Here is a 24,868-nt window from a genome sequence, read left to right as displayed (position 1 = left end):
TGGTTATCATTCATGAAATGATAGCCAACCATTTTTCTGTTCAAGTGTTTTTAGATTTATTTTTTCAGCTTAACAACGTCACCAACAAGAGTAACACCGGCCATTATTGCACCAGCACCGCATTTGAAAGTGCTACTGCTGGATGTCATGTTATTTCTATAGTTTGAACGAATATTAATTACGGCGTCTCCACCTTCTTTAATTGCTCGCTCCCGAAAAGATTTCATTGCCGAGGCGAACGCCCATTGACATGCCTCTTTATCGCTTTTTGCGAAAGCATTAGTTTTTTTGTTGCTTTGATATTCGCCTAATGATTTTGCAACTTTCGGATGCTTCTGACCTGCAAAGAAGAAACTCACATCACTTCCGACTGCAGATGATATTTTTTTAACTGACATTGCTTCTGCTACCGAATAATCCGCAATATCATCTCGTGCAACAGAAAACATTGAAGTGGTTGCTAAAAGTATAAACAGTACAGTTTTTTTCATGAGGATTTCCTTAAGGTAAATATTGTAACTCTTTCAGCAGAGAGGGGAGGCCTGCTACCTGCTTGTGTTAGTCACTTCTAAATTCGTAGCTTGTTTATTGAATAAATTCATCATGTGACACGTAACTCACTTTGAGTGAATACCTGCAAGTTTTGTTACATGACAAAGTAAATCTTAAATTGATAAGTATGTAATGCTAGATATTGAATTTGCCGTAATTATAAAATTTCTATGACTAATTTCGTGTAGGAATAGATTCAGCGAGGGGAAGAAAAGGAATGATGGCGTTCATCCTGAATACCCGTCTGAACTGCCTACGTTTCGAAGGTCAGTTGAAATCACAGACTATAATACGGGTACTCCGATTACCCATCAGGCTGAACTATATCGCAGTCACTGCATAAATTACTAGAGCATGTAGTGTTAGCTGTCGCGAGTTAGGGAAGCTGGTGGATATTTGCCTGATACCTCAGGTATATAACGCGAAGCGGTTTGAATGTGATTTGCGTGCATTTCCGTTGATAGAGTCGGTTTGGAAACATTGTAACCGGCAACCGGCGTTCAAACAGGCACAGCCGGAGCAACAGCCGGACTGTATCGGTTGATGCCTTTCGCTGATTTGTGCGGACAATCAAAAACCACCTCAGTTGAGGTGGTTTTTTGTGTCAGGTAGGTAAGAACTTAACAGTGAGTGCTTAATTGAAAGGGCTTAACAACAAGTACCGCTGGCACAGGCGCTGTCGGCGTTGTTGCTTCCCTCAGGTGCGCATTTTTCCTGATTACCGAGCCAGGTCTGCTCGGACAGATAGAAATCGGTAAATGCAGGCTCAAAATCCTTAGCTACAGAAGCCTCTGCTAAGCCTGTTTTCATAACCGCTGTTTGCCATGCCTGCACGTTTGGAAAACCTTTTAGCAGATTATATCCGGTATGCCGCTGAATAATCTCAGCACGGTGCAGTAGTGGTAACCAGGCAATATCAATATTGCTTAACTGTTCACCTTTAAAAAAGGAGCCCTCAGAAGAATTATTGGTAAAAGTACCGCTAGTCAGCTGTTTTTCTGCCTTGGCGAAGGCTTTCCCCAGCTTTTCGGTACGCTCAGTGAGAATTTCTTTATCGCCGCTGCGCATGGTGCTGCACTGAACCAGATAATGTTTGCTGGCCTGATAACTCCAGGCGCGGTCAAAGGCGCGATCTTCAGGAGAAAGATCTGTTTCAATTGGTGCAAAGATTTCGTCGATGTATTCGATAATTGCATCTGACTCGAACAGGGCTTGACCTGATTCGGTGATCAGAATTGGTACCTGGCCGGTAGGAGACAGTTCCAGAAACCATTCCGGTTTGTCTTTCAGGCTGATGTATTCCAGTTCATAGGGAACATTCTTTGCTTCCAGTAAACCGGTGACGCGCTGAACGAATGGGCAGATTTTGAAGCTGACAATTTTGATCATTTTGATGAATTCCGTCTTGAATGAATTTGCCTGTTAAGACGGGCAGGTTGAAAAAAAGACGAAATTCAATATAAAAAGTTCGACAGAAATGGGCTTTAACACTTTTTACAATGTGTGCCTTTTGGGGTGAACTCCATGATATTACCCTGCTGGTCAAGGTTCAGATGACAACAGTCTTCAAACAGACCACGTAACAGCGTACGGGATTTCTGTACCCGGGATTTCAGTGTGGAATAAGCAATACCAAGTTGTGCCGCGTGTTCTTTTTGAGAGTGTCCGTGGATGTCGATGGCCATGAGCAGTGCTGCATTTTCTTCTGGCAGTGCGTTAATAAAAGGCTCAATACAGTCCACCAGCGTTGGCTGATCAGGATGACTGTCTTGTTTTTCCTGGAGAGTTTCCAGAAAACTTTCCAGATCAGAAGAATCGGTATTAAATTCTTTACGGGTACCTTTTCGGCGATAGAAATCAATCAGGCTATGATTAGCAATCTGGAACAGCCAGCCTTTAATACTGCCTTGTGACTGTAAAGCGCTGAGGTTTTGGTAACTCTTGATCAAAATATCTTGCAGGAGATCATCGGCATCAGCCGGATCATTTATCCGTGAATAAAGGAAGGCTTTCAGGCTGGCCTGATACTCGGCCCAGACAGTTTCTATATTCATACGCAAATCCTGATGTTTGTTCGCGAAGTATCGCGGCTACCCGGTTAAATTATTTCAGACTAGTTGTATAAAGACGAATTAGTTTTGAAAAAGACGATGCTCAGATGTAAATAATTATAAAAAATATAAAACACTTTATTTTCAGTAAGATGTACTGAAAAGTACCTGAGTACTGATTAGTACTTACTTATCGGTCTGGCCGATAAAGGCTAGGATATTGGCAGATAATATTTGAGGATACCTGAATGCAGCTAAATGCGGACTTTACGCTTCCCGCCAGTGCCAAACCTGTTGATACAGACTGGGTCGCTTCACCGATGCAAGGTGTTGATCGCTGTATGCTGGATCGTTTGGGGCATGATGGAGCACGGGCAACTTCGATTGTACGTTATGCGCCAGGCAGTAAGTTTTCGCCGCATATTCATCATGGTGGTGAAGAGTTTCTGGTTTTAGAAGGTGTGTTTCAGGATGAACACGGTGATTACCCACCGGGGACTTATGTGCGAAATCCACCAACATCCAGCCATACGCCCGGAGCAGCACAAGGCTGTGTGATTTTTGTCAAACTGGGTCAGTTTGACTTATCGGACCGGACTTTTGCACGGATTAACACCCACAAGATTGGTTGTTTGCCTGACCCGGTTCGTAATGGAGTAGCCGTTACACCTTTATATGAAGATGGCAGGGAAAGAGTTCAGCTAGAAACCTGTGAACCGGGTGTTAGTTTTGAACTGGGGGATCGGGGTGGTATCGAAGTGCTGGTGGTTGAGGGCTGCCTGACGATGAATTCTGGAGAAACAGCTGATAGTGATTACAGTTTTACGGCTAATGGCTGGCTGCGTCTACCTGCTGAAAAATATGCACAGGTAATTGTTGGCGACAATGGTGCAAAACTTTGGGTTAAACGTGGCCATTTAACTGAAGACGTTCTACAGACATCGGCCTTTATTCATTTGGAAGCAGCCCGGAAAGCCAGTCAATGATTCTGACAGATGTTGCCATTATTGGCGGCGGTCTCAGTGGGTTATATCTGGCGTCTCAGTTAGAAGCTGCTGGTGTTGATTATCGTCTGATTGAGGCCCGTTCGCGTTTTGGCGGCAGGATTCTGTGTGCGGATGCTAATCATCCGGCTGAGCACTTACGGGGTTATGATCTGGGACCTTCGTGGTTCTGGCAAGGCCAGCCTCGTATCGCAAGCCTTATTAAATCGGCGGGTCTAACGAGTTATGCACAGTACAGCCAGGGTGATCTGGTATTCGAAGAAGCAGGGCAGATACGCCACCTGAACTTTTCCACCATGGAAGGTGCATTACGCGTTGAGCAAGGCATGGGAGGGCTGATCAGCTTTTTACTTAGTAAGCTTAATGCTGACAAGTTAATGCCAGGGGAGGCTGTTGGGAATATTCGTCAATTAGCAAACAGTGATAGTGGTTTTAACTGGCAACTGACGCTTAACAACAGCGAAAGTGAACAGACTCAGCTCGCTGCAAAAGCCGTTGTATTGGCCGTACCGCCCAGGGTAGTTGATGAAGTGATTCATTTTGAACCTGCATTGCCAGTATATGTGCGTCAGAGTTTACAAAGCATTCCGACCTGGATGGGGCGGTTTACCAAAGTAATTGCTGAATACGAAACGCCATTCTGGCGTGATATGCAGTTATCTGGAGATGCTATTAGCCGCACGGGTCCGCTACAGGAAATTCATGATGCGACACTGGCTGGATCAACAACTGGTGCGTTGTTTGGTTTCATGCAGCAGTTACCCCGTAATACCGACCCGCAGATATTGCGGCAACAAGTAACGGAGCAGTTAACCAGACTGTTTGGCCCTATGGCGGCAAAACCAGTGAATGTCTGGCTACAGAATTGGTCTGCTGAAAAATATTCTGCAACGTCTGAAGACTGGCGTGAGAACCTGACTGGGCATCCTCAATATAGCATGCCAGCGAATCTTGAAGGGCTGTCTGAGCAGGGGCTGTTATTCATATCTACGGAAATGTCCCACTATGCTGGCGGTTTGATTGAAGGCGCTCTTGAGGCTGCTGATACCGGTTTGAGCCGCTTAAAAATACTTGGGTTGGTTTAGTAAGTTATCGTTTTTACTGGTGTTTTTGGGTGGTCGAGAGTAGCTAGCCTTCTGCAGGGAGGGCGTTGATGGGCTACTGTGTAGAAAAAGGTCATAGCTGGGATGACGTTTATCTATACGGAGTACGCACATGAATGCAGATTCTCTGGTTATTTTGTTAGTGATAGCGCTGGTGATGGGGTTTATTTTGGCGGTTTATAACCAACATACTACTGCTAAAAAAATAACTGACGCCAAGCATGAATATTTCACCCGTTTATTTCTCTGGCCGCAGGGTGAACATACTCGCTGGGAAGCCGAGCAGGATGTTGTCTCCGGGCTGGCTGATGGTGTGGTGAGTGTGGCCGCCGAAGATAACTATCAACAGGTGTCCGGTGCAGAGCCTTCGGATGCTGAAGTCGCTTTTAGTAAACGGTTTTTAGGTAATCTCAGTCTGTTGCTTCCTTATGCTCAGGAAGGTGTTAGGCATGGCTGGCAAACCTGGTTTCAAGAAGAGTTACCCGCTGACTGGCAACGGTTTTTCATTATTGATGGCTTTACAGTACCTGTGGGTGGAGAAATTGATAAACCCTGGGAGATAACTCTCTACTGTGAAAAAGCAGAACACTATTTCTGTGTAGCCGTCCGGGATGGCCGTTCACAGCTACTGAGTATTGATGGCTGATTAAAGGTCTAAAATATAGGTCGGAGATATCGAAAGGATTTAAGAGCACAGGGAGCGAATGATGATCTAACGATATCGTGAAGGGAATTGTAAATCAGCGTTGCCTTGGAGCCTTACATGGAAGACTTTGATCTGTGGAAGTTTGTTTTAGAGTTTGTGGATTTACTGTCTAAAGTTGCACAAACGGCTCTGGCCGGCTTTGGCGCCTGGCTCGCCTGGAAAACTTTTCTTAAAGAAGAAGATCAGGAAGCAGATGTTATTGATGAAGGCGCACCGGTTGCCTTTGATCCCGCTGACCTGAAAGTCTTTGAAACGTCAAAACAGACAACCTGGTTGAAAAAGACAGTTAACGGTATTGAATGTCATCTGGATGATAATCGCGAAGGCAAACGTAACGGACATCGCTGGACTTTATCAAATAAAGAAGTCACCCAGATTTTGGCAAGCGGAGATATTTACGTTAATCCCGGATTTAAAATCCGTACCGGATTGCTATCAATAGGGCACCATACTAACTGGCTTTATTCTAAGCGCCTGTATCCAGACCCGGCCGGATTACATCATAAAGTAGTGGAGTTACTGCGGGCTTTGCAGCAGTGAATGATGAGGATAACCAGAGTTAATCTGTTTCCAGCCGTTTCCCAAAGCTGATTACAGGATCTTCCAGATAGCCAATAGCCCGGTAGAATGCCAGTACTTCAGTGTTTGTATCCCTAATCTGCAGGTTTATTTTCGGACAACCTAACGCCTGTAAGCGGTGTTCAATTTCCAGCATCAGCAGACGTGCATATCCACAGCGCTGCTGTGAGGGATGTACTGCCAGATAATTAATCCAGCCGCGGTGACCTTCGTATCCCCCCATAATACTGGCGATGATTTTGCCACTAGAGTTATAACCGACCAGAAATAACTCCGGCTGGATATTGAGTTTACGGCAGATATCTTTTGCCGGATTATTTTGTGGCTTAACCAGTCCGCAATCGCTCCAGAGTTGGATGACGTCTGTCTGATCATTTATATGAAATGGTCGAATCTGCATACGGCTCTCTGATATTCAGATAAGGGCGGGATTAGCTTTGGAATTCACGCTGCATCGGTTGGGAAATAATACCTGCACATTCTTCCAGTTTTCCAGTGATATGAAAGCCATACTGTTCATAAGCCGGTATCGAAGGAACTGATGCCATGACAGTAACGGTATCAGCTTCACGGTGATCCAGTAAGGCTTTGATAAGTGCCTGACCGACGCCTTTTCGTTGGAACTGAGGTTCCACAAAGAGTAAGCCAATATGCCTGCCTTCTCTGATTGAACCCACCCCGATGACCTGATGATCTTGCTCTGCAACTAACAGTAAGGCGCCATTTTTTTGATACTGCCGCAGTGAATCTGCAGCGACAACGTCCCGGAAACTTTCGATGCCGTGACGTGGCAGTGTCTGAGCAACTGTATGAAAAAAAGCCGCCATAATCAGCTCGGAAGCATACTCTGCTTCACAGATGTGCATTGGCCGTATATTCATTGTTGTGTCTCGGAGGTTGTTACCGGGCCAGAGGGTTAGATTAAGTATTATTGAATATGACAGATCTGGCAAAGTTACTGGATCCGGCTTGGATTCAGTGCGGTTTTATTCATGGATAAAGATTATATCTGCATTTGTATTGTAAATAATTACATTAATACTATTAACTTCAATTATGTTTTTTTGAGGCTTAGTCTGTAATTAGTAACTGATAGTTACTCTTTAATCATATTTATCAGTACGTGCCTAGTGATAGGTCACGGCATAAGAATAAGAGGACTTAAGCATGCAAATGCCGCATACATTGCCAATTCCGAACGGCGACAAGGTTCGGCCAACTTTTTCAATGGAGGAAATGAATTCCCGTTTGCAGAAGTTGCGTCAACATATGGCCGCTAATGATATTGATGCTGTGTTGTTTACGTCATATCACAATATCAATTATTACAGCGACTTCGTATATTGCCGTTTTGGTCGTGACTATGGCTTAGTGGTTACTCAGGATGATTTCACCACCGTGACCGCTAATATCGATTCTGGTCAGCCTTATCGCCGTAATTTATTGGGAGATAATGTCGTTTATACCGATTGGCACAAAGACAATTTCTTTTATGCGGTTAAGCAACTGATCAAAGACGGCGGTAAAGTCGGTGTTGAGTTTGATCATATGCCGTTGCAAAACCTGGATAAAATGAAAGCGATTTTGCCGCAAGCAAACTTTGTTGATATTGCTGCTCCAACGATGGAAATGCGGCTTATAAAGTCACCTGAAGAGATAGCGTTAATTAAGCAGGGTGCTCGCATTGCTGATGTGGGTGGTGCTGCAATTCGTGATGCTATTGCGGTGGGTGTGCCTGAGTACGAAATTGCTCTGGCGGGTGTACAGGCGATGGTACGGGAAATTGCCGGGACTTTTCCGCACGGTGAGCTGATGGATACCTGGGTATGGTTCCAGTCAGGTATTAATACTGATGGTGCACATAACCCGGTGACCAGCCGTAAAGTTGAGGCTGGAGACATACTTAGCCTTAATACCTTCCCTATGATTGCTGGTTATTACACCGCACTGGAACGTACTTTGTTCTCTGAGTATGCGTCTGACCGTCATCTGGAATTGTGGGAAATTAACTGCAAAGTTCACCGTCGAGGCCTTGAATTAATTCAACCGGGTGCTCGTTGCTGCGATATCGTCGCTGAATTGAATGAGATTTTCCTAGAGCATGATGTGCTGAAATATCGTTCATTCGGCTACGGTCATTCCTTCGGTACCCTGAGCCATTATTACGGTCGTGAGGCAGGTCTGGAGTTACGTGAAGATGTCGATACTGTGCTGGAACCAGGCATGGTTGTCTCTATGGAACCTATGCTTATGTTGCCTGAAGGTCTGGCTGGTGCGGGCGGTTATCGTGAGCACGATATTTTAGTGGTAGGTGAAAATGCTGCCGAGAATATCACTCGCTTCCCGTTTGGTCCTGAGCACAACATTATTAAAGGATAATAATCTCTAGTTCCTGAACAAAATATTAGCCATCGTGAGGAGTCTTTGTCCGGTGGCTAATAATTACACAATAACAAAAAAGGGAGCACACTCCCTGAGGTTGTATGTATGATTATTAAGAATGGACTGATAAAGGGGATCAACCCTTATATAGTCTTTATCTCATTGGCTTTAATAGCTGCCTTCACCTTGTATACGATCACATTTCCTGAACACTCTACAGCCCTCATTGACGAAACCCGCACATTTATCACTCTGTCTGCAAATGCCTGGTACGTCGGTTTAGCCGCGTTTTTCCTGATCTTTTGTGCCTGGTTGGCATTCAGTGAACACGGCAAGATACGTTTGGGTGACGATAATGACCGTCCTGAATTCAGCTACTTTGCCTGGTTTGCGATGCTATATGCCGCAGGTCAGGGAATTGGCATTATATTCTGGTCTATAGCCGAACCTATTTTCCATTTTTCAAGCGGTACTCCTTTCTCTGAGGCTGTCAGTAATGAGGTTGCTGCCGAAGAGGCCATGAAAGTGACGTTTTTTCACTGGGGGTTAAATGCCTGGGCTATATATTGTGTAGTTGGCATTTCTCTGGCGTTTGTCGCTTATCGACTTAAAAAACCCTTAAGTATTCGCTATACCTTATACCCATTGTTGGGTGAAAAGGTAAATGGCTGGATAGGCGTCACTGTTGATGTTATCGCTATTTTCGCAACACTATTCGGGATTGCTACTTCTTTGGGGTTAGGGGTACAGCAGATCAACGCAGGTTTAAATGCTATCTGGGATATTCCACAAACCCTGTTTGTTCAGCTGGTTTTGATCGTTGTTATCAGTATTTGTGCACTTATTTCAGTACTGACTGGTTTGAAGCGGGGTATTAAGTACCTTTCAATGTCCAATATGTGGTTAACCATTATTTTGTTATTGTTTTTTCTGCTGTTGGGCCCAACCGTATATATCGTTAAATTACTTGTCAGCGCAACCGTGGACTATATGGTTAATCTGGTACCGATGAATGCCTTTATTGAGCCGCAAACCCAGTCTTGGGGCGATGCTGATGCCAGCTGGAAGAACATGTGGCAGGGCTGGTGGACGGTATTTTACTGGGGCTGGTGGATGTCTTGGGCGCCTTTTGTTGGTGTGTTTATCGCACGTGTATCTAAAGGTCGTACTATTCGTGAGTTTATCTTTGGTGTAGTGGGGGTTTCCTCGTTACTGTCTTTTGTATGGTTGGTAGCTTACGGCGGAACAGCTCTGAATATAGATTTAAACACTGCAGGCACTATTACTGAGACGGTAAAAGCGAATGTTGCCGATGCTTTGTATGCAACAATTAATGGTATGGATGTAGGTATTGTTGGCTATATAGCAACAATTGCCGGTACTTTATTAGTATCTACATACTTTATTACGTCTTCTGACTCAGGAACTTTAGTACTGACAACTATCATGAGCGAAGGCGATGAACATCCTTTAAAGCGGCATCGTATTTTCTGGGGTGTGATTCAGGGAGCGACTGCTGCGGTGCTATTAGTTGCAGGTGGTAATGCGGCGCTAAGTACCCTTCAGACGGCCTCAATTACAGCGGCACTGCCTTTTTCTTTCATCATGGTTTTGATGTGTGTTGCACTGGCTAAAGGTGTCAGGGAAGAATCTAAATTAATACAGATGAAAGCTTCTGTTTCTACATCTTAAGGAGTTAGACATGGTTAGATTAGAAGATATGGACTGGCAAACATATGAGAAGAAAGTCTCAGATGGAAGCGCTGTCATTATGTTACCTATAGGTGCAATTGAACAGCATGGTCCGCATATGTCCATGAATCCTGATGTGCTTATTCCGCAAGCGATCTCAGAGGGGGTAGCGAAGGCTTTCGATAATGTTTTAGTCGCTCATCCTATTTCTTATGGTTATAAGTCACAAGTGAAGTCAGGTGGAGGCAACTTTTTCCCAGGTACTACCTGCATTAGCGGTAAAACTCTTATTGATACTATTAAGGATGTTGTTGTTGCTTATGCCCGGCACGGAAACCGAAAGTTTGTGTTGGTTAACGGGCATTACGAAAACTCAATGTTTGTGGTTGAAGGTATCGAGCTGGCGTTAGAGAAACTTCGTATTGATGATATTCATGCTGAGGTTATCTTGTTGTCATACTGGGATTTTGTGACTGATGATACGATCAAAACTGTTTTCCCGGATGGATTTACTGGCTGGGATGTTGAGCATGGAGGGGTTTTGGAAACCTCATTAATGCTGTATTTACATCCCGAATTGGTTGATATGGAAAAAGTAATTGATCATCAACCGGCGACGTTTCCTCCTTATGACGTATTCCCTGCTGATCAAAGTTGGGTGCCGGAAAGCGGTACATTGTCTTCAGCAAAAAAGGCGACTGTTGAATACGGTGAATTGTTGTTTCAGGTCTGCATTGAGGGTATAGCAACGGGCATCAAGGAACGTTTCAAGTAAAGCTAACTGCGGGTGCCTTCAATATGAAGGCACCTGATTACATAGAGTCAGAAAATTCTTTGTTTTGAATCAGCCCGCGTTTTAAGTGTTTTAGCAACAGTTCTGCGGCTGGAGATAAACTACTTTTTTCATAGTTAAATCCAATCGTTACTTTACCTAGTTCAGGTAAGTTTCCGTCTGTTTGCTCTGCGATTAAATTTTTGGGCATGGTGTTTAAAGACAAAGCACTTATTCCAAGGCCTGCTTCAATAGCAGATTTAATTCCCAATAAACTGGATGAACAATAGAGCACTCGCCAGGGAATGTTGGCATCGTTTAGTGCCTGGGTAATGTGTTGGCGGTAAATACAGCCTTGTGGATACAAAACTAAAGGTAGCGGTTGGTTATTTGGCAAGCTGAAGGTAGGCCCGATTGCCCAGGAAAGTGGTTCAACAATATAGTCGCCGTCACTGAAGTCATGATTTGGGTATTCATCCATAGTCATGACAAAGTCGAAGGTACCTTTTTTATAAGCGTTTCTTAAGTTAATACTGACATCGGAATGAACATCTAATGTGACATCAGGGTACGCACGGGAGAAGTTTGATAACAACACCGGCAGAAAAGATACTTCAAAGTCATTGGGAGTACCTAGCCGGACTGAGCCACTTAGAGCCGGTGCGGAAAGGCGTGAACAAGCCGTGTCATTCATCTCGAGAATTTTACGCGCATAGCTGTATAGGATGGCGCCTTCTTCAGTGAGTTTAAGGCCTCCAACGCGGTTGAATAACGTAACTTCGAGCATTTCCTCGAGGCGCTTTATTTGCAGGCTAATGGCAGGTTGTGAGCGGCCTAGTAAGTCTCCAGCCTGAGTAAAACCGCCCAGATCATTAATAGTAGTGAATGTGCGCAGGAGATCCATGGGAAGGTTTTTCATTTAATAATTCCTGGCGTGTTTGTTGAAGGCAATCCCATAGTCTGTTGCTGAAAGGCTAAGAGATATATGCGAATAATTATATCAAATGATATCTATATTAATATTTGTTTTGTAAATGCTTGTTGATTCAGATACTGCTTGAAATAGCAGGGGTGATGTATGGAAATTAAACACAATGGTACTGCAAAAGGGCTGAGTTCGAGTGCTGGTTTGAGATCAGTTTCTAAACCTGTGAATGTTGGTTTTATCTTATTGGAACACTTCAGTTTGATGGCATTTACTGCAGCGTGTGATGTTTTAGTAACGGCTAATCTTGTCCACCAGGCCGATGCTGAACACTACCAAATAACAAGTTTTGGGCTGTATCAAGATAAGGTTGTCAGTGATCTTGGTATTGAAATAAGTACAGCAGGGAACATACAAAATATAGCTAACAATTTCCCCGATATTCTGATTGTTTGCGGAGGCTTTCGCTGTTCTTTGGCTGAAGAGCATCGTTTGTCGTTGTTATTGCGCCGAGCTCATACTCAGGGAGTGGTGTTAGGAGGTATCTGGAATGGGGCGATCAGTTTGGCGTATGCGGGTGTGTTGGCCGATATTGCTTTTAGTCTGCACCCTGATAATCATGCTTTGTTAAGGGAGCAATGTCCGCTCTTAAATTTAACAGATAAGAGTTATCAGATAGACAGCAACTTCCTTACCTGCGCGGGCGCTTCAAGTGCACTGGATATGATGATGCAGTTAGTCACGTGTTTACAAGGTAGTGCTATAACCCGGGCTGTCGAAGAAATACTTAGTTGCGATCGTTTTGCAGTAAGAACTGATTTGACAGGAAGTAATGCGGTTGCGATGTCTGCGCAAAACACAAGTTTGCCTGAACATTTGCAAACTGTTATTCAGCTAATGAATGGCAATATTGAGGAGCCTTTGAGTATTGAGGAACTCGCCAGTTTGTCAGACCTTTCCCGAAGACAGGTTGAACGCTTATTTCAGCAGCATCTGGATGTGCCGCCGTCGCGTTATTATCTGCAGTTACGCATCAGATATGCCAGAGACTTACTATTACAAAGCCGTATATCAGTGACTGATATTGCAGTTGCCTGCGGTTTCGTGTCTTCCAGTCATTTCAGTAACTGTTTTAAAAATTTCTTCGGCTTAGCGCCTACAGACTTTCGTGAGCAACAATTACACCGAAAGGCTTAATGAGCCGTTTCAACGATACAGTTCTTCCGGGCTGTATTTGAGTTCCAGCGGCAGCCGCTGTTTGCGGGTCATGCCTTTCAGAACCAACCCGTAAGAACGGTCTACCATGCGCTGCACTTCACCAGCGGGAACTGAACCGTCAAGTATTACAGTATTCCAGTGGCGTTTATTCATGTGATAACCGGCTTTTACTGCAGTGAAAATATCTCGCAACATCTGGGCTTCCTGAGGATCGCACTTCAGATTCATATGCGGAGCAGGAGAGCCGTCATCAGCTTTATCCATCGATAGCGTTGCATACATCTTGCCGCATACTTTGAACACTGCTACGTCAGGGGTGAACGGGAAATCTTCTTCTGCTTCCGGGCGGCTGAGCAGATAGTCGCGGGTTGTTTTGTAGTCCATCATGCTGGTGCTCCTTTTGTTAGCTAAATACTAACGTATAGATGTGTCCGTTGAACAGATTGCCGTTAACAGGCAAAAGATGATTGTTTTTAGCGGCAAGAGCGGTTGTCGGATAGTTAGTTGTATTTGCCGTATTTCCCTTATGTGAGCAGGGCCTTTCAGGGTATTTTCTTTGCTTTTTGTGACCTCTCTAAACGCTTAAGCGACACCCGCATAATGCTGTCTTGCTTTGCTATTATTATTGAGGTATCTAGAAGCCTGTGAGCCGGTTAACACCTGCTGATAAGTTCTATGGCCTATTGCCGTTTTAATGCTGTGCTACAAGAGATAATTATAATGAAAATCGATGAGTCAATGATCGCCGAATCCGATGGCGAACTGAAATCCGACGAGCAGTTAATTGCTGAGGCTGAAATGACTCCCTGCATGGGCGTGTGTGTTGCCGATGGCAATACCGGCTGGTGTTTTGGCTGTGGTCGTACACAAGTTGAAATTGATGACTGGCAGATGTTTGATGCGGCTACTAAGACAGATCTTGGTGTTGAGCTGAAAGGCCGTGTATCGGAGCTGCTTGAGCGCCGTAAGGCTGAGCGTGCTGCCGGCGGCGGTGCCAGCGCTCGTCGTGGTCGAAATCGTCGTTTAAAAGTATAAGTTTTAACTTTTACATTTTAAGAGCCACGATATTTTCTTTGTCGGTGATGCGTGCCAGGGCATCACTGCATTAAATCCGTTTTGCTTGAATTCCTGCATTGTATAACCCGGTTGACCGGGCTGTGTGATGCTGCGGATGCATTATTTTTTCAGGGGTAAACTATGGCGTTTCGTTTGGGTATTGATACCGGTGGTACTTATACCGATGCGGTCATCATGAATGATCAAAATAAGATTGTGGCGACTTTTAAGAGCCTTACTACACGTCATGATCTGACCATTGGTATTGGTAATGCTTTATCGGGATTACCGAAAGAATATCTGACCGACGTTACCCTGATAGCGTTGTCGACAACGTTAACTACTAACTCTGTAGTGGAAGGGCATGGTGCACCTGTATGCGTCATGTTGCCGGGCTATACCCCGAGCCAGGTGACTAAAAGTGGCCTGCTGGATATGGTTAGTGATGATGCCGCGCTGGTTATGGCGGGCGGTCATGGAGCAACGGGTGATGAAGCTGAGCCACTGGATCTTGAAGCTGCCCGTAACTTTATTCTGGCGCAGAAAGATAAAGTATCCGCGTTTGCTATTTCCAGTATGTTTGGTACCCGTAACGCCAGCCATGAAATTCAATTACGTGAATTAGTAAATGAGCTTTCTGGCAAACCTGTGGCGTGTGGTCATGAACTGGCCAGTAGCCTGGGGGCGCCTCAGCGTGCATTGACGGCGGTACTGAATGCCAGAATGGTTCCTTACATTCAGAAGCTGATTAACGCGCTGAAACAGATCGTCGGCGAACATAAAATTGATGCACCACTGATGATCGTTAAGGGTGACGGTTCACTGGTGAATACGCAAACTGCTCTGCAGCAGCCGGTAGCGACAGTCTTGTCTGGCCCTGCGGCGAGTGTTGTAGGTGCTTGCGCGCTGAGTGGCCTGAAGAATGCCGTAGTTGCTGACATGGGTGGCACAACCACTGATATCGCAATTGTCACTGATGGTAAGCCTGAACTTTGTTCAGATGGCGCCCGTGTTGGTGACTGGCAGCCAATGGTTGAAGCGGTACGTATTTATGCGATCGGTTTGGGGGGCGACAGTGAAGTGGCGTTCAGCACCAGCGAAGGTTTTGCGATAGGGCCGCGCCGGGTTGTGCCTATGTGTTTGCTGGGTAAACAATATCCCTGGGTAAAAGAGCGCCTGCAGCATCAGCTTAATGCGTACCCAAATGCCCGTAACAACCGTTTTGTTATGCGTTTGGAAAGTAATGAAGAAATGTTGGCTAACCTGACACCGGACGAAGCCTATGCCTGGGAACGTTTAGGTGAAGGGCCAATTGAGCTGGATAAGGCTGTTGAGGAAAACCGACATTTGGCGCGGGCGTTAGCACGGCTACAGCGTGCAGGTTTGGCTATATACAGTGGGTTTACGCCTTCAGATGCCTCTCACGTATTAGGGCTTAGTGACCACTGGTGTAAAGAAACTGCCGAAATAGCAGCGAAAATCTGGGCAAACCAGTTACGTAATCTGTATGGCATGGGAACCTGGCCGCCGGGTGATGCGGTATCGCCGTGTCAGGAGGTTTACGAGCTTGTTATTAAGAAGATCAGCCATGTTCTGATTGAGTCTGGTTTACATCAGACAGGCAAGATGAGTGCTCATAAGGCGAAAAGTATGGCCGGCTTACTGGCTGATCTGGTACTGGACGGTAATAAAGAAGAGTCCAGCAATCCATTATTTAAGGTAGATTTTGCCAGCGGTTATCCACTGGTTGCCGTAGGTGCACCTGCTGCCAGCTATTATCCAAGCGTGGCGAAGCAAATTGGTTTGGATCTGCACCTGCCTGAGCATGGTGATGTTGCCAATGCTGTAGGGGCTGTTATGGGTTCTGTCGTACAGCGCGCTCATGTGACTATTTCGCAGCCAACTTTCGGTGTGTTTTGTCTGTATCACCAGGGTGAACCTAAGCGTTTCAGTGATCTGGAAAAAGCGATTAGCTGTGGTGAAGAGTTGGTAACTGAGTTGGCGACCAGACAGGCACAGGAAGCCGGTGCTGAGTCGATCGAAATATCGATAAGCCGTAGTGATAACCATATTAAACATGATATCGACGGTGAACTGTTCCTGGACTGTGAAATTACAGCAACAGCCAGTGGCCGCCCTGATTGTAACGTACTGGACCTGCCGGAAAGTTCGGAGGCTTGCAGCGCGTAAATTCATTCGGAGCGTCAGGCTCCGACGATGGAGGTGCGTATGTCAGATCTGCAACAACAGATTGCTGAACTGGGATTAAAAATACTGGGTGTACTGGAGGTCGATGAAGAGGATCGGCTTCCTGCATTACCGGGAGGTGATACCGCGCGGCTATTGTTGCTTGTGGGGAATGCCGGACCGGATATGTGGCCTGTTTTCAGCGCCTCTGCTGAATATGCTGATGGTAACGATAATCCGCTGGATCGCTGGAGTCAGCGGGTTGCCGAAAAGCTGACAGAACGTTTCGGTGTTACACCGTTATTTCCTTTTGGCGGACCGCCGCACTGGCCGTTCGTGACCTGGGCTCAACGTGCCAGAGCTTGTCACAGTTCACCGCTGGGTATGGCTCTGCATCCACGTTATGGCCTGTGGCATGCGTATCGCTTTGCCTTGCTTACAAATGCAGATAAAGAACATTTAGCCCTGCCTGCTGACAGCTCAGCAGATTCTGACTGCGTGAGTTGCACAGATCAGCCCTGTTTATCAGCCTGCCCTGTAAACGCATTTACCGGCAGCGAATATCTCTATAAAACCTGTGCGGAGTTTCTTGCCCGCGAACCGGACTATCCCTGTAATCATTTAGGCTGTGCTGCGCGCAGAGCCTGTCCGGTTGGCCGGGAGTTTTTATATCCTCCGGCTCAGGCCGCCTTTCATACAGAAGTCTTTGTGCGGGTGAATACTGACTGAGTAACGGTACAGGTCGCAACTGACTATCTCTTAATTCGCATCGGGAACAGATGCTCTGATAACCAGAACGTATTCTGCAGTGAATACTGGTGTTTTAGGGAGGAAGGGCAGTGATGAGTTATCAAGTATACAGCGCGCCGGATAGCGCGAATCTTGTTGTTCAGATGATTCTTGAGCAGCTGGATGCATCCTATGAGCTTTGCTGGCTAAACCGTGGGCAGGGGGAGCATCGTACAGAAACCTATTTGCGACTTAATCCTCAGGGTCTGATTCCAACGCTGGTGGATGGTGAGCACGCGGTATTTGAAACCGCTGCCATTGCTTTATATCTGGGGCAAAAGTATGGCCAGTTAGTACCTGCCAGCGATGACTCCGTTGCTTATTCCCGTTGTTTGCAATGGTTGTTTTATCTTTCTAATACATTGCATGCTGATTTGCGTATTCAATTCTATTCCGACCGTTACCGCCCTGATGACAGTGAGCCTGAAGTGTTTTTGACGAAAGTCAGAGCGCGGGTGTTAGGTCATTTCAAACTGCTTGATGAGCAGTTACATAAACATTCCCCTGATGGCTGGTTACTGGGTGAAGAGTTGTCAGTCTGTGATTTTTATCTGGCCGCGTTGGCACGCTGGGCTGCGCTATATCCACAGGGGCAGGCTATTGCAGCAGAGGATTTACTGAGTTTGCCTGCGCTGAATGACTTTCTGATCCGTATGGAACAATTTCCCGCTGTGTCCCGCAGTATTGCCGATCAGTCTGTTTTCGGAGGCTTGCTGCGTTACCCCGATCCACCGGATCTGCCACCGGCAATGGTGGTTGGATAATTAGTACAAAAGCGAAAAAGACTGAGAAAAACAGACGTTTGTATAGGGTAGGAGTAAGTTTTAGTGAGTCGGTTGTAGATCATAAAGTGTCGCTTTCACGCTGCTTTATGTCGTGCATTTTTTGCGCAAAAATGGGTGCGACTTTTTGTGTCGCTTTCCAGTAACTTTGTGTCGCGAAAATATTAGCAGCTATACAACTCTGAACCTACTCTTAGCCCTTATATTGCCGACCAATTTGCCTGTTTGAGTCACATGCATATTTGCGAAGGTCGTTTTATGACACGAAAAAGCGTTTTTCTTGTCAGGATGCTACGCAGAAAATGTTACAGAATCAGGACTGGGTATTATCCTTAAATGAATAATACCGGGGCGGTAAACAACACAAGAGCACCAAGCTCAGTGTTGATATAAAGCTGAATATAAATTCAGGCCACACAGAGGGTCTGATAAATACTAAAAAACTAATGTTATTGGGGTTAGCTGAATGTCTGATGTAGATGATTTGTATGATGATGAAGAACTTGATCTGTCCACGCTGCCCGATGACGAGCTCGTAGAACAGTGTCACGATGATTTGTACAACGGCCTGGCAGAAGAAGTTATTGAAGCAACTGAAATCTTCCTGGCACGTGGTTGGGCACCTGACCGTGTACTGAATGAAGCGCTGGTTGGCGGTATGACCATCGTTGGTATCGATTTCCGTGACGGCATCCTGTTCGTACCTGAAGTACTGTCTGCAGCTAACGCAATGAAGGGCGGCATGGCTATCCTGCGTCCACTGCTGGCTGAAACCGGTGCTGAGTCTGTTGGTAAAATGGTTATCGGTACGGTTAAAGGCGATATCCACGATATCGGCAAGAACCTGGTAGCGATGATGATGGAAGGTGCTGGTCTTGAAGTAATTGATATCGGAATCAACATTCCGGTTGAAGATTACCTGGCTGCTCTGGAAGAACATAAGCCAGATATCCTGGGTATGTCTGCACTGCTGACAACAACCATGCCTTACATGAAAGTTGTTATCGATACCATGAAAGAGAAGGGTATCCGTGATGACTACATCGTACTGGTAGGTGGTGCGCCACTGAACCAGGAATTTGGCGATGCAGTAGGTGCTTGTGGTTACTGTCGTGATGCAGCCGTAGCTGTTGATATGGCTAAAGAGATGATTGCTGCGAAACGCGCTGCATAAACCTCTCTGAAGTAAAAACTGCCGAGGGCTTTGCGATGCGGACGAGAAGGACAAGTCGCAGGGCTGCGCGAAACGTCGAAAGGCTGGATGATTTTTCGGGGAAGCTCGAAAAAATTATTGAAACCAATGCCAAACTACCTGACGCACCGGCAGTTGTTATTACCTGTTCCGCCTTGCTAAAAGAAATCACCATGGTTTCCAAGGCAAATGGTTGGGAACATTTGCAGCCACAGTGTATTACTGCGGAACTGCATAACTACCCCGAGCAGATTACCGGGGCAGTTAAAAGTCTGATTGATATTGCTAAGGCAAAAAATCAGCAAATCTTTGTTGCTTATGGTGACTGTGGAACCGGCGGACAGCTGGATGCCATGCTTGAAGCAGAAGAGGTTGAACGGGTACCGGGAAGTCATTGCTACGAGTTCTTCAGTGGCGGTGAGATCTTTGAGCAGTTTCAGGAAAACGAGTTAGGTACTTTTTATCTGACTGATTTTCTGACCCGTCATTTTGATCGTCTGATTATCCGCGGTATGGGGCTGGAGAATAAGCCTGAGTTAATGCCAGTGTATTTCGGACATTATAAAAAACTTCTCTATATTGCCCAGACAAAAGATTCTCAGTTGGAAGAGATGGCTCAGCAAGCTGCCGAAAAACTCGGCCTTGAGTATGAGTATTTCTATGGCGGTACCGGTGTTTTAGGTGACGCGTTGCTAAGCTTTAATCAGCGAATTGCGGTAGAGCTGAAAGACTGACCTGTGCTCCGGGAAATCTTCCCGTTGAGCTAAAGTATTCTGACAGGTTTCTGAGGAAGCCTGTTACGGCAATTTAGCCGGATGAATTTGCCGATACGCATGCCATTTGCTGCGTACGGTTTATGAACTATTGCCACCTCGAAGTGGCTGAGAAATAACCGCAGGGCCGAATGATGGCAAGGCGCCCGAACCCGGCGGTATAACAAATTATCCCAGGAGATATTTGCAAGATGACCGATACTATTATCAGTTCCGCTACCCGAGAAGCCGTCATCGGTTTCGAGCGCCCGTTCACTATTATCGGTGAGCGCATCAACCCGACCGGTCGTAAAATCCTGGCTGCTGAAATGAAAGAAGGTGATTACAGCCGTGTAGAAGCTGATGCGAAAGCTCAGATTGCTGCCGGTGCACACATTCTTGACGTTAACGCTGGTATTCCTCTGGCTGATGAGCCGCGTATCCTGGCTGAAGTTATCCAGCTGATTCAGGGCTTCACTGACATGCCTCTGTGTATCGATTCTTCAATCGTTGAAGCACTGGAAGCAGGTCTGAACGTTTATCAGGGTAAAGCGCTGGTTAACTCTGTAACCGGTGAAGACGAGCAGATGGAACGTGTACTGCCGCTGGTTAAGAAGCACGGTGCTGCTGTTGTTGCTATCTCTAACGACGAAACAGGTATCTCTCAGGATCCTAACGTACGTTTTGAAGTAGCTAAGAAGATTGTTGAGCGTGCTGCTGATTACGGCATCCCGGCTTGCGACGTTGTTGTTGACCCGCTGGTTATGCCTATTGGCGCAATCAACTCTTCAGGCGTTCAGGTATTCAAACTGATCCACCGTCTGCGTACAGAGCTGAAAGTTAACACTACTTGTGGTGCATCTAACATCAGCTTTGGTCTGCCTAACCGTAACGGTGTTAACGGTGCATTCCTGTCTATGGCTATCCAGGCGGGTATGACATCTGCGATTGCTAACCCGATGCATGATGAGATCATTGCTTCTACTTTGGGTGCTGACGTAATGATGGGTCGTGACCCGGATTGCGCAAACTGGATTAAGCGCTTCCGCGAAGCACCTGCTGAAGGTGAAGGTCGTGGTCGTCGTGCCGGTGGTCGTCGTCGCCGTGCCTAATGTAGAGAAGACCGCTGAGATGGCTACGGTAGTATTTACCCCTACCGGGCTACGCGGCGAGTTTCCTACCGGGACTTCAATTCTCCAGGCTGCTCAGCAGCTTGGGGTTGATTTGGAGTCAAGCTGTGGCGGCCGTGGTATCTGCGGCCGTTGTCAGATTCAACAGAGTGTCGGTGAGTTTTCTAAGCACGGCATCTCTTCTTTGGCGGAAAATATCACTCCGCCATCTCAGGTTGAAACCGAGAAACGAAAGTTCCAGAAGATGTTGCTGAAAGGCCGTCGTCTGGGTTGTTCGGCACAAATTCTTGGCGATATGGTTATTGATGTACCATCTGAGAGTCAGATGCACCAACAGCATATCGTTAAAGAAGCCGCCAACATCGACATTCGTCTCGATCCGGCAGTGAAGCTTTATACCCTGACTGTTACTCCACCAGACATGCACGAACCTGCTTCTGATCTGCGCCGTTTGCAGCAGGGCCTGTTTGAGCTGTTTGATGTACCTCATGCGAATGCCGAGCTGGCTGTTATTCAGCAGCTGCAACCGGCACTGGAAAGCGATACCCGTGAAATTACCGTGGCGGTTCACCACCACGATGATGATATGGCGGATATTATCGCTGTCTGGAAAGGCAAGAAAGAAAAAATTTACGGCCTGGCTGTCGACCTTGGCTCCACCACTGTTGCCGCACATATGTGTGATATGACCACAGGTGATGTGGTGTCTTCTGCGTCGGTAATGAACCCTCAGATCCGCTTTGGCGAAGATCTGATGAGCCGGGTTTCTTACGTGATGATGAACGAAGGTGGTGATAAAGACATGTGCCGTGTGGTGCGTGAAGCTTTGTCTGAGCTGGCTGAGCAAGCTGCCAAACGCGCAGGCGTTCCGGTAGAAGATTTGCTGGAAATCACCATTGTTTGTAACCCGATTATGCATCACCTGTTGCTAGGTATTGATCCGACACCATTAGGTTCTGCGCCATTCGCGCTGGCAACTGACTGGGCGGTTTCTCTGAAGGCTGCAGAGCTGGATCTGGCGATGCATCCACAGGCGCGGGCGTTTATCCTGCCGTGTATTGCGGGGCATATCGGTGCGGATACAGCAGGCGTTATTCTGGCTGAACGTCCGGATATGGTCGATGAAGTCACTCTGTTGGTTGACGTTGGTACCAACGCTGAAATCGTCCTGGGCAATAAAGATCGCTTGCTGGCTGCTTCCAGCCCAACCGGTCCGGCCTTTGAGGGTGCACAAATCAGTTGCGGCCAGCGTGCTGCTTCGGGTGCTATTGAGCGTGTACGTATTGATCCTGAGACTCTGGAACCGCGTTTCCGGGTTATCGGTAGCGAACTTTGGTCTGATGAAGAAGGTTTTGCTGAGAGTGTTGCCAAGACCGGTGTAACCGGTGTGTGTGGCTCTGGCATTATCGAAGTTATCGCTGAGATGTTCCTGGCAGGTATTCTGGACGTTAACGGTGTGGTCGATCCAGCTATGGCTGAGAAGTCATCACGGGTAATCCCTGAAGGTCGTACCTTCTCTTATGTGCTGTACGAAGGCGATAAGACTCTGGCTATTACTCAGAATGATGTACGGGCAATCCAGCTGGCGAAAGCTGCGTTGTATGCCGGTATTCGGTTGCTGATGGATCACTTCGGTGTGAAAACTGTGGATAAGATCGGCCTGGCCGGTGCTTTCGGTTCCCACATTGATGTCAAGTACGCCATGATTCTGGGTCTGATACCTGACTGTGATCTGGAAAATGTTGGTCCGATCGGTAACGCTGCAGGCACTGGTGCGCGTATTGCGCTACTGGATCGCTTCAAGCGTGACGAAATCGAACGGGTACTGCGTCGTGTAGAGAAGATCGAAACAGCACTGGAAGCTAAATTCCAGGATCATTTCGTTGCCGCGATGGCTTTACCACACGGCAGTGATGACTTTGCTGAGCTGAGTAAAGCTGTGACTTTACCTGAGCGCAAAGTGGTTGATACTCAGGCGGCAGGCGGGCGTACCCGTGGTCGTCGTCGGGCTAAGCCTCGTCCGGCTGCAGAAACTGAATGATTCTGATTGTTTAGTTTGCTAATGAAAACGCCGTCCTTTGTGACGGCGTTTTTTTGTCTGGAGCTTATAGAAGCTGAGCGTGTCAGTTGTTCCTGTGATGGCTTTTTGCAATGTTTTGTTTTCAGGTGTGTTCGTTCTTGAGACGTTCTATAAAGCTGATATATCGTATAGACAGCTTTAATTTAAAATAATCCAGTGTGTAAGCGCGACGGTGAGTTAATCAATGAAATTTCTGTTTGTCTGTTCTGTCTGGTTGCTATCTTTAACCCTCAGCGGCTGTAGTAACGGTGAGAGCTCATTAGAGGTTGAGGCGACTGCTTACACGTCAACACCTGGAGAAACCGATAGCACGCCTTCTCTGGCTGCCTGGGGTGATACATTAAAGCCGGGGATGAAAGCTATTGCTGTTTCAAGGGACTTAATAGCCGCAGGGTTGACGCATAACACCAAAGTCAGAATTGAAGGCTTTGAAGGTGAGTATCTGGTGTTGGATAAAATGAATAAGCGCTGGGAGAAGAAGATTGATATTTATATGGGAAAAGACAGGAAGAAAGCCCTGCAATGGGGTAAGCGGAAAGTGATGATATTCTGGGAGAAAGACGAATAAGGATGTTTGCTTAGAGATTATTGTCGGAAGTTTATATTGAGAGAAGAGAGAGGTTTTCGGACGTCCTGTCCGGTGTTTCAAGTCCGTTGAGTTAAATTACTTGTTGTTGCCGGCCTGTTTCAGGTGGCGCTCGCCACGTGGTGGGATGCCGAAGAAGTCGCGGTAACATTTACTGAAATGCGGGGCCGAAACGAAACCGCAGGCAAGGGACACATCTACAATCGATTTGTCAGTTTGCAATAGCAGTCGGCGGGCGCAGTTAAGTCGCAAATCCATGTAGTAGCGGGTTGGTACGCAATTCAGATGCTTCTGGAATAAGCGCTCTAACTGACGACGGGAAATACCTACCAACTTAGCCAACTCATCGACGCTCATTGGTTCTTCAATGTTGGCTTCCATCAGAGTAACAGCTTCGATCAGCTTAGGCTGACCTGAACCCAGGTGCGCCTGCAGTGGTGTGCGTTGTCTGTCGTGACGGCCGCGGATACGGTCGCACATGAATTGCTCTGAAATATTCGCTGAGAGCTTGCTGCCCTGTGAGTCGGCAATTAGCTTTAGCATCATGTCCATAGGCGCACTGCCACCTGCGCAGGTGAAACGGTCGCGGTCTATTTCGTAGAGTTCATCACTGATCTGCATCTGCTGGAATTCTTCGCGCATACTGGCGATATTTTCCCAGTGAACCGTGCCGCGGTAACCCTCCATCAGACCCGATCGTGCCAGCAGGTATGTGCCGGTACAGAGGCCACCGAGGATGACTTTTTTACGTGCAAGGTTGTGCAGTACTTTTTGAATATCGGCGTTAAATACACCGTTGACGTCGACTCCTGAACAAACAAAAACGATATCCAGTTCTGGAATATTATTAAAACCGCAGTCAGCAGCCAGCATCAGATCATTACTGGCAGGTTCAGGGCTGCCGTCGGCAGTAATAATGGTCCAGGTGAACAGGTTTTTCCCCAGCAGACGATTTGCCATACGTAGGGGTTCAATCGCAGAACTGATAGCGATCATGGAGTATTTTGATACCAACAAGAAGCCGAAACGAGTCAGTGTGTCGGGGTATTGTTCAGATGTCATGCGTGCCTCTCTAACCGAACAAGTCAAATTGTTGCTATTCCCCAGTATGGCTTATAAAGCCACATTTTGTTTTATTTGGTATGTGGGTTGGGGAAGGCGGTGCGCTAGTATTATCTTTTGTTTCACCCTTGTCGACGGGGTGGCGCGTTTAGGCAAGTTAACTATGGTTTGGCGTCCAGATGCAACAAAAAACGACATTCTTCGGATAAGACTTTTTGATGGTGCCATGAGAAAAACTATAGATAAACTAGTCGCTTATTGATGCTAT

25 protein-coding genes are annotated in these 24,868 nt (G+C 46.5%); 17 read left to right on the top strand and 8 right to left on the bottom strand.

Translation table 11 applies throughout. The annotated features are described in order from the left end of the window. Positions 1-56: 56 nt before the first annotated feature. From OCU49_RS18270 to sigZ, 3 genes are all read right to left on the bottom strand, one after another. Entirely contained in the window at positions 57-491 is a 435-nt protein-coding gene (locus OCU49_RS18270; protein WP_261841993.1) for an excinuclease, read from the bottom strand. Between the two features lie 709 nt (positions 492-1,200). Next, the gene (locus OCU49_RS18265; protein ID WP_261841992.1) at positions 1,201-1,941 is read right to left on the bottom strand and encodes a glutathione S-transferase family protein; all 741 of its coding nucleotides are present in this window, start codon (positions 1,939-1,941) and stop codon (positions 1,201-1,203) included. A 95-nt stretch (positions 1,942-2,036) separates the two neighbouring features. Further along, a complete protein-coding gene (sigZ, locus tag OCU49_RS18260; protein WP_261841991.1) occupies positions 2,037-2,606 on the bottom strand; it encodes an RNA polymerase sigma factor SigZ in 570 nt (189 codons plus the stop codon). 245 nt (positions 2,607-2,851) lie between these two features. On the opposite strand from sigZ, the gene OCU49_RS18255 reads away from it, so the two are divergent. The 4 genes from OCU49_RS18255 to OCU49_RS18240 all read left to right on the top strand — a co-directional run bounded on the left by OCU49_RS18255 (position 2,852) and on the right by OCU49_RS18240 (position 5,956). Continuing rightward, entirely contained in the window at positions 2,852-3,589 is a 738-nt protein-coding gene (locus OCU49_RS18255; protein WP_261841990.1) for a cupin domain-containing protein, read from the top strand. Continuing rightward, positions 3,586-4,692: a flavin monoamine oxidase family protein gene (locus OCU49_RS18250; protein ID WP_261841989.1), complete on the top strand. Its 1,107-nt coding sequence runs from the start codon at positions 3,586-3,588 to the stop codon at positions 4,690-4,692. The genes OCU49_RS18255 and OCU49_RS18250 overlap by 4 nt, the downstream gene beginning before the upstream one ends. Before the next feature lie 130 nt (positions 4,693-4,822). Next, positions 4,823-5,356: a hypothetical protein gene (locus tag OCU49_RS18245; RefSeq protein ID WP_261841988.1), complete on the top strand. Its 534-nt coding sequence runs from the start codon at positions 4,823-4,825 to the stop codon at positions 5,354-5,356. A 117-nt stretch (positions 5,357-5,473) separates the two neighbouring features. Further along, on the top strand, positions 5,474-5,956 hold the full coding sequence (locus OCU49_RS18240; RefSeq protein WP_261841987.1) for a hypothetical protein: 483 nt from the start codon (positions 5,474-5,476) through the stop codon (positions 5,954-5,956). A 19-nt stretch (positions 5,957-5,975) separates the two neighbouring features. Here the strand turns inward: OCU49_RS18240 and OCU49_RS18235 are convergent, their stop codons facing one another. Together OCU49_RS18235 and OCU49_RS18230 are read right to left on the bottom strand one after the other, a co-directional pair. After that, positions 5,976-6,395, bottom strand: a complete 420-nt coding sequence (locus OCU49_RS18235) for a GNAT family acetyltransferase (RefSeq protein ID WP_261841986.1) — start codon at positions 6,393-6,395, stop codon at positions 5,976-5,978. A gap of 31 nt (positions 6,396-6,426) precedes the next feature. Then, entirely contained in the window at positions 6,427-6,876 is a 450-nt protein-coding gene (locus OCU49_RS18230) for a GNAT family N-acetyltransferase (protein ID WP_261841985.1), read from the bottom strand. Positions 6,877-7,162: 286 nt separating this feature from the next. Between OCU49_RS18230 and OCU49_RS18225 the strand changes: the two genes are divergently transcribed. The 3 genes from OCU49_RS18225 to OCU49_RS18215 all read left to right on the top strand — a co-directional run bounded on the left by OCU49_RS18225 (position 7,163) and on the right by OCU49_RS18215 (position 10,844). Continuing rightward, positions 7,163-8,374, top strand: a complete 1,212-nt coding sequence (locus OCU49_RS18225) for a M24 family metallopeptidase (RefSeq protein ID WP_261841984.1) — start codon at positions 7,163-7,165, stop codon at positions 8,372-8,374. Positions 8,375-8,482: 108 nt separating this feature from the next. Beyond that, positions 8,483-10,069: a BCCT family transporter gene (locus OCU49_RS18220; RefSeq protein WP_261841983.1), complete on the top strand. Its 1,587-nt coding sequence runs from the start codon at positions 8,483-8,485 to the stop codon at positions 10,067-10,069. A gap of 10 nt (positions 10,070-10,079) precedes the next feature. Next, positions 10,080-10,844, top strand: a complete 765-nt coding sequence (locus tag OCU49_RS18215) for a creatininase (RefSeq protein ID WP_261841982.1) — start codon at positions 10,080-10,082, stop codon at positions 10,842-10,844. Positions 10,845-10,881: 37 nt separating this feature from the next. Here OCU49_RS18215 and OCU49_RS18210 read toward each other — a convergent pair whose 3' ends face one another. Beyond that, positions 10,882-11,760 (bottom strand): LysR substrate-binding domain-containing protein, encoded by an 879-nt coding sequence (locus OCU49_RS18210; protein ID WP_261841981.1) that lies wholly within the window; start codon positions 11,758-11,760, stop codon positions 10,882-10,884. Positions 11,761-11,919: 159 nt separating this feature from the next. Here OCU49_RS18210 and OCU49_RS18205 point away from each other — a divergent pair, with 159 nt between their 5' ends. Then, complete coding sequence (locus tag OCU49_RS18205) at positions 11,920-12,963, top strand: GlxA family transcriptional regulator (protein WP_261841980.1); 1,044 nt, start codon at positions 11,920-11,922, stop codon at positions 12,961-12,963. Positions 12,964-12,972: 9 nt separating this feature from the next. Here the strand turns inward: OCU49_RS18205 and OCU49_RS18200 are convergent, their stop codons facing one another. Further along, positions 12,973-13,368 (bottom strand): MmcQ/YjbR family DNA-binding protein, encoded by a 396-nt coding sequence (locus OCU49_RS18200; RefSeq protein ID WP_261845260.1) that lies wholly within the window; start codon positions 13,366-13,368, stop codon positions 12,973-12,975. A 336-nt stretch (positions 13,369-13,704) separates the two neighbouring features. Here OCU49_RS18200 and OCU49_RS18195 point away from each other — a divergent pair, with 336 nt between their 5' ends. The 9 genes from OCU49_RS18195 (at position 13,705) to OCU49_RS18155 (ending at position 23,520) form a co-directional block, all read left to right on the top strand. Beyond that, entirely contained in the window at positions 13,705-14,019 is a 315-nt protein-coding gene (locus OCU49_RS18195) for a DUF1289 domain-containing protein (RefSeq protein ID WP_261841979.1), read from the top strand. A 162-nt stretch (positions 14,020-14,181) separates the two neighbouring features. After that, a complete protein-coding gene (locus OCU49_RS18190; protein WP_261841978.1) occupies positions 14,182-16,230 on the top strand; it encodes a hydantoinase/oxoprolinase N-terminal domain-containing protein in 2,049 nt (682 codons plus the stop codon). A 39-nt stretch (positions 16,231-16,269) separates the two neighbouring features. Then, positions 16,270-16,956, top strand: a complete 687-nt coding sequence (locus OCU49_RS18185) for a hypothetical protein (RefSeq protein WP_261841977.1) — start codon at positions 16,270-16,272, stop codon at positions 16,954-16,956. Positions 16,957-17,069: 113 nt separating this feature from the next. Continuing rightward, the gene (locus tag OCU49_RS18180; RefSeq protein WP_261841976.1) at positions 17,070-17,780 is read left to right on the top strand and encodes a glutathione S-transferase family protein; all 711 of its coding nucleotides are present in this window, start codon (positions 17,070-17,072) and stop codon (positions 17,778-17,780) included. Positions 17,781-18,264: 484 nt separating this feature from the next. Further along, positions 18,265-18,972 carry a cobalamin B12-binding domain-containing protein gene (locus OCU49_RS18175; RefSeq protein ID WP_261841975.1) on the top strand — a complete coding sequence of 236 codons (708 nt, stop codon included), beginning with the start codon at positions 18,265-18,267 and terminating at the stop codon, positions 18,970-18,972. 35 nt (positions 18,973-19,007) lie between these two features. Further along, the gene (locus tag OCU49_RS18170) at positions 19,008-19,724 is read left to right on the top strand and encodes a DUF1638 domain-containing protein (protein WP_261841974.1); all 717 of its coding nucleotides are present in this window, start codon (positions 19,008-19,010) and stop codon (positions 19,722-19,724) included. A 230-nt stretch (positions 19,725-19,954) separates the two neighbouring features. Next, complete coding sequence (locus tag OCU49_RS18165; protein WP_261841973.1) at positions 19,955-20,854, top strand: dihydropteroate synthase; 900 nt, start codon at positions 19,955-19,957, stop codon at positions 20,852-20,854. Beyond that, positions 20,817-22,913 (top strand): ASKHA domain-containing protein, encoded by a 2,097-nt coding sequence (locus OCU49_RS18160; RefSeq protein WP_261841972.1) that lies wholly within the window; start codon positions 20,817-20,819, stop codon positions 22,911-22,913. The genes OCU49_RS18165 and OCU49_RS18160 overlap by 38 nt, the downstream gene beginning before the upstream one ends. A 223-nt stretch (positions 22,914-23,136) precedes the next feature. Continuing rightward, positions 23,137-23,520: a 3D domain-containing protein gene (locus OCU49_RS18155; RefSeq protein WP_261841971.1), complete on the top strand. Its 384-nt coding sequence runs from the start codon at positions 23,137-23,139 to the stop codon at positions 23,518-23,520. A gap of 96 nt (positions 23,521-23,616) precedes the next feature. On the opposite strand, the gene OCU49_RS18150 is transcribed toward OCU49_RS18155, so the two are convergent. Then, positions 23,617-24,600 carry a GlxA family transcriptional regulator gene (locus tag OCU49_RS18150; RefSeq protein WP_261841970.1) on the bottom strand — a complete coding sequence of 328 codons (984 nt, stop codon included), beginning with the start codon at positions 24,598-24,600 and terminating at the stop codon, positions 23,617-23,619. Between the last annotated feature and the right edge of the window lie 268 nt (positions 24,601-24,868).

It is taken from the genome of Aliamphritea ceti (assembly GCF_024347215.1).
GTDB classification, from domain to species: domain Bacteria; phylum Pseudomonadota; class Gammaproteobacteria; order Pseudomonadales; family Balneatricaceae; genus Amphritea; species Amphritea ceti.
This window is presented reverse-complemented; position numbering and strand designations above follow the sequence as displayed.